A 5,468-nucleotide genomic window follows, 5' to 3' on the forward strand; every position below is an offset into this window, starting at 1 on the left:
GGGCTGCGGTGCGCGTATATCGAGGCGCGCGCGCGTCAGGCGCAGCTCGTCGGCGCGCGCGACCGCCGCGGCAACGGCGGCGTCGGCCTGGTCGAGCTGCTCGCTGCGCGTGCCGTTGCTGAGTTCGAGCACGCGCGCATCGGCCGCGGCGACGTCGGCCTGCGCGGATTTCAGCGCGGTGTCCCGACGGTCGAGTTCAGCCTGCGCGATCAGGCCCTGCCGGCGCAGCTCCGCGGCACGCTCGCGCTCGCGCCGCGCGTCGTTGCGCGCGGCTTCGGCGCGATTGCGCTCGGCGCGTGCGGCGGCCAGCGTCTCGAAGCGCGTGCCGTGCTGCAGCTCGGCCTGCGCGGCCTGCGCGCGGCGAACTTCGGCCTCGGCCTGCGCGAGCTGCGCGTCGGTGCGGCGCGGATCGAGCTGCAGCAGCAGCTGCCCGGCCTCCACACGGTCGCCTTCCTTCACGGCGATCGCGACGACGGGCTCGGCCGCTTCGGCCTGGACGGCGATGCGATCCCATTCCAGCGTGCCGAGCAGTGGCGGCGTGTCGTCGCCGTTGCAGGCGGCGAGGGTCGCGGTGGTGAGTAACAATGAGAAAAAGCGAATTCGATACATGGCGCCGCTCCGGGGCGTGGCGGTCGGATCAAGGAAACGGTCAGTGCGCATCGCCGAGCTCCAGTCCGCGCAGCAGCAGCGCGAGCACATGGCGGCGCAGCACGTCGGTCGTGATGTCTTCGGACGGATAGATCGCGCGCCAGATCGGCTGCGCGGCGAGCGGGAATACGGTGAGCCCGATCAGCGACACCATGAGCAGGCGCGGCTCGATGTCGGGATTGAGCAGCCCCTGCTGCTGCGCGCCGGAGACGAGTTCGCGCACGCGATGCGCGACGTGCGGCGCGATGCGTTCGATCAGGCGCTTGCGCAACTGGCCGCCCTCGCTGAGCACTTCGCGCAGCCAGAGCTGCGGAAACCACGGATTGGCGGCGAGCAGTTCGAGGATGGTGCCGACGAACGCCTCGAGCGCGGCGCGCAGGTCGCCGCCGCCGTTCGCGAGGCGCTGCCCGAGCGCGGCCGACAGCGGCTGCAGACGTTCGTCCACGAGCGCATCGACGAGGTTGTCCTTGCTGCCGAAGTAGTAGTGCAGCAACGCCGGCGTGACGCGCGCCTTGCGCGCGATCTGCGACAGCGGCGTCGCCGCGATGCCGTGCTCGGCGAACAGCTTCAGCGCGACATCGAGCAGATGTGCGCGGGCGTCGGCATCGCGGCCGGGACCGGTCGCCGCGGCCGGGCGGCCGCGGCGGCGTGGGGTGGCGGATTTGGGTGGTGTGGGCATGGCGCGCAATTTAATTGATGATTAATTTAATTTCAAGGACGGGAGCGGGTTCGTCGTTGCCGCCGCTCTCGCCCCGACGACTCCCCAGTCCGACCCGCCGCGACACTCTGCCGCGTCGCGACGGTCCGCCCGCACGCGACAATCGCGACGACTCCCCGCAGCGAGAGGCTCGTGACGCGATTCGTGGTATTGCCCGGACTCGACGGCACCGGCGAGCTGCTGCGGGAATTCTCGGCCGCGCTGTCGGTGCTCGGAGAGGTGACCGTGCCTCGATACCGCGGCGATCGACGCCCCCGCCAATCTCGCGCCCCACGCACGCCGGCGCTCAGCGATCTCGCCGCCTGAGACGCCCCGATGTTGGCTTTCGCTTCGGCTCAATCCGACCCAACCGCGCATGACCAACCGAGCATTCCCGTCGTCACGACGATCTGCGAAGCTCGGCGCTTCGTCCGACCCATGCCCATGACTGCTCCGTCCTACCTTGCCGTCGCTCTCTGCGCGCTTGCGTTCGTGCTCGCGCTCGCGTTCCGCCGTCACCGCGCGGCGCAGTTGCTGGCCGCCTCGACGCTCGCCGTCGCGGCGCTGTCCTGGCCCGCTGACGGCGGCGTCGTCGCCGAACGTGCACGTGACGCGGCCATCCTGTTCCTGCCGTGGTGCTGGCTGCTCGCGCTGCTCGTGCCGGAGCCGCCGCTGCGCTCGCGGCGCATGCTCGCCTATGTGATCGTCGTGGCCGTTGCGGCGTGGCTGACGACGATGACGCCGGCACACGTCTGGGACGGGCTGCTGGACCTGCTGCCGCTCGGCGGCGCGCTGCGGCCGGCGCGCGCGGCGCTCGTCCTGAATCTCGCGGCCGTCGCGGCCGCACTCGTGCACTGGCTGCGTTCGCGGCGGCCGCTTGATGCGGCGATAGTGCTTGCACTGCTGTTCGCCGCTGGCGGCTGGCTGCAGCTCGCCGGACTCGACCTGCGCAGCTGGCTCGTCGCCGGCGCCGCGACGCTCGGCGTCGGCGTCGTCTATGCGTCGTGGCGGCTCGCTTTCCTCGATGCGCTGACCGGACTGCCGAACCGCCGCGCGCTCGACGAAACGCTGGCGCGCCTCTCGGGCGACTACGCGCTGGCCATGGTCGACGTCGATCACTTCAAGCAGTTCAACGACAAGCATGGCCACGACGCCGGCGACCGCGTGCTCGCCGCGGTGGCGCGCAGCCTCGCGCAGACGCGCGCGGCGCAGGCGTTCCGTTTCGGCGGCGAGGAATTCTGCCTGTTGTTCCGCAAGCCCGCCGTCGCGCATGCGGCCTGCGAGGAAGCGCGCGTCGCGATCGAATCGCTGCGGGTGACCTTGCCGCGCAAGCCCGCGGCGAAACCGGCCAAGGCCGGCAAGGCGTCGGCGAAGACGCCCGGACGCGCCGCGACCGTGCAGGTCACCGCGAGCATCGGCGTCGCGCCGCGCGGCGCCGCGCGGCGCGCCGTCGACGACGTGCTCAAGGCGGCCGACCAGTGCCTGTACAAGGCCAAGGACAAGGGCCGCAACCAGGTCGTCGCGCTGAACTGATCACGTACTGCGTCGTTCTCCGTCCTTGACGATGGCGTCGCTATGCTCGCGACGACTCGTAGGGGACGGCATCCGCGCCGTCGAACGCCGGCGGATCTCGCCGGCGAACGGTGCAGGCACGTAGGGCGCAATAACCGAAGGGCATTGCGCCGAGTCCGTTGCCGGCCTCACCGTTGGATTGAGGCGAAAGGCGCGGTGTGTCTGCTTTTGTTGCTGCCTGCGACGGTTGTGAGACGGCGCAATGCGCCTAATGAGGCATGTTGTCGTCGTGTTCGTCGGTGACGATGACGTAGCCGCGCGGCACGCGGCGCGTGCGCCGACGGCGTCGCCAATAGCTGTTGATGCGGATGATGTGCTGCGGCGAGTCATGGTTCGGGCCTATGCTCGCGAAGCGCTGGCCGAATCGCCGGCTGTTGCGTGCGAGCGAAACGAGCAACGGCGGCAGCTTCACGCCGAAATGCGCTTCGATGCGCGACAGGCTGCCGTCGGTCGGCTTGGGCCAATGCGGGAAGTACAGCGAATCGTCGAGTGCGTTGAACTGCTCGATCAGCGCGAGCATCGATGGGTCCATGGCGGTCGTCTCGCTCAATCCACGAGGAACGCCGCGGCGAAAATCGCCGCGGCGCCATTCACACCTCGATCGCCTCGATCTGCGCAACCCAGTCCTGCGCGCCGTTCGCCGTGGCGGCGAGCAGGTCGAACACCGCGTCGCTGAAGCCGCCGATGTGCATCACGCGCTCGCCGGCGACGGTCTGGCTCGTTGCGTAGGGCTGCAGATCGAGACAGATCAGGCGCGCCCGCGGGTTGTACGCCGCGAGCTGGCTCCAGAGGCGCATCGTTTCCGTGCCGCGGCCCTGCTGCGTCTCGCACCAGGACTCGTTGTCGGACACGATCAGCACGGTGTCGACGCGCGCGCGCTCGCGGCACAGCTGGGCGAGCGGCGCGCTGACCGTCGTGCCGCCGCCGCAGAGGCTCGCCAGGCGCTGCGCCTGCGTGATCACGCTGTCGCGCGGATTCGACACGTGCGCACGCACGACCGTGTCGAACGGCAGCACGCGCGCCGACGGGTTCTTGCGCTGGACGCACGCGGCGACCAGCGCGGCGACGTCGACGCAGCGCACCGCCGTCGTCGCGCCGTGGCGATGGCCCGTGACCGGCGAGGCCATCGAACCCGACACATCGATCGCGACGACCACGTTGCCCTGCAGGTGCGGCACGTTGTCGGTCGCGATTTCCATTGCGTCCTGCAGCGCGTCGCGGATCGCCGGCGGCAGGTCGGCGCGGCCCGCGTTCCAGGCCGCGAGCAGCTGGTACGGCATCGCGCGCGCCTTGCGGATCTGCGCTTCGTCGCGCAGCGTCGCGGCGAGCCGCGCGGTCAGCGCGGCGTCCTCGAACACGCCGTTGCGCTGCAGCGTGTTGAGATTCATGCGCAGCGACTGCCACGACAGCCGGCGCGCGACCGTCTTCCATTCGCTGCGGCCCAGCGACGCCGTCAGGTACTGGAAGTGCACCTCGGGCACCGTGCCGACGACGTCGCCGCGCTTGAACGCCTCGAACTGCTGCACGACGGCCGGCAGGCGGTCGGGCGCGCACGGCGTGCCGATCAGCCACGCATACAACGCCTCGCGCTCGCTGTCCTGCGGCTTCGGATGAACCATGCGCACGATGTCGGCGAGCGACGGGCGCTGGCCGATCGCGGCGTTCAGCAGCTCGTCGACGCTCGCGCGCTCCAGCCACTGACGCACGAGGCGCTTGGGCCGCGAGCCCAGCGATTTGCGGCCGACCACGCCGCTGCGCAGGATCTGCACGACATTGCGCAGCATGCGGCCGTTGTCGATCACGCGGTCGAACACGCGCGCGCAGCGTTCGCCGTCGTGCTGCGCGAGCCAGGCGACGAGCAGCGCCGGCATGTCTTTCATGTGGCCGCGGCGGCGCGCGTAGATCGCGGTCTTCGCGACGAACGCCGCCGGCACCTGGGCGCACAGCGCGAGCGCCTGCTCGAGCTGGGCCTGCGCGTCGGCGTAGTAGACGTCGTTGAGGCAGCCGGTCGCCGCGTACAGCGCGAGGGCGTCCTTCGGGCGGCGCGCATAGGCGCGGCCGCCGGCTTCGTTGCGCGTATCGGCCGGCGGCGGCGTGCGGCGCGTACCGAAGAGTCGGAAATTGGCCATGTCGTTTCTCCCGTTGTGGCGGACGGGGCAATGGCAAGCGACGTGCCAGCCGGGCATGGTTTTGAATTGCTTTTTGAAACAGACAGATATGTCACTCGGGCTCGTCCGCGCCAAATGCGTGTTATCCCAATGGATAGCAGAATTAGCGCACCGGATCGCGACGACGCCGTTTGAAGCGAAGGGCGCGTCGGGGAACGCGGGGACGTTCCCGTCCTCGTTGACAGACGCGGCGAACCTCGAAACGCCGCGTGGCGTCTGGACGACCGACCCGGGGAGCTGACGATGCAACGAATCCTTGCGGCCGTTGGCCGGGCCGCGCCTGCGGCAGCCTCGGATTGACCGGCGAACGGCCCCGCCGGCTTGTCCGGCCGAGCCTGCCGCCCGGACACCGGTCACGCCTTCTGGCCTATAATCCGCGGCCC

The 5,468-nt window shown here is 70.4% G+C and carries 6 protein-coding genes; 2 read left to right on the forward strand and 4 right to left on the reverse strand.

The features are described 5' to 3' along the window. Both VLF18_RS01530 and VLF18_RS01535 read right to left on the reverse strand, forming a co-directional pair. The coding region (locus tag VLF18_RS01530; RefSeq protein ID WP_325277849.1) for a biotin/lipoyl-binding protein at positions 1-609 on the reverse strand (609 nt) is incomplete at its 3' end. A 40-nt stretch (positions 610-649) separates the two neighbouring features. Beyond that, a complete protein-coding gene (locus VLF18_RS01535; RefSeq protein WP_325277850.1) occupies positions 650-1,327 on the reverse strand; it encodes a TetR/AcrR family transcriptional regulator in 678 nt (225 codons plus the stop codon). Positions 1,328-1,498: 171 nt separating this feature from the next. Here VLF18_RS01535 and VLF18_RS01540 point away from each other — a divergent pair, with 171 nt between their 5' ends. Next, positions 1,499-1,672: a hypothetical protein gene (locus VLF18_RS01540; RefSeq protein ID WP_325277851.1), complete on the forward strand. Its 174-nt coding sequence runs from the start codon at positions 1,499-1,501 to the stop codon at positions 1,670-1,672. A 117-nt stretch (positions 1,673-1,789) separates the two neighbouring features. Beyond that, complete coding sequence (locus VLF18_RS01545; RefSeq protein ID WP_325277852.1) at positions 1,790-2,878, forward strand: GGDEF domain-containing protein; 1,089 nt, start codon at positions 1,790-1,792, stop codon at positions 2,876-2,878. A gap of 247 nt (positions 2,879-3,125) precedes the next feature. On the opposite strand, the gene VLF18_RS01550 is transcribed toward VLF18_RS01545, so the two are convergent. Both VLF18_RS01550 and VLF18_RS01555 read right to left on the reverse strand, forming a co-directional pair. Beyond that, on the reverse strand, positions 3,126-3,449 hold the full coding sequence (locus VLF18_RS01550) for a hypothetical protein (protein WP_325277853.1): 324 nt from the start codon (positions 3,447-3,449) through the stop codon (positions 3,126-3,128). A gap of 58 nt (positions 3,450-3,507) precedes the next feature. Next, entirely contained in the window at positions 3,508-5,046 is a 1,539-nt protein-coding gene (locus VLF18_RS01555) for a vWA domain-containing protein (protein WP_325277854.1), read from the reverse strand. Between the last annotated feature and the right edge of the window lie 422 nt (positions 5,047-5,468).

The organism is Tahibacter sp. (genome assembly GCF_035481375.1).
Lineage (GTDB): Bacteria > Pseudomonadota > Gammaproteobacteria > Xanthomonadales > Rhodanobacteraceae > Tahibacter.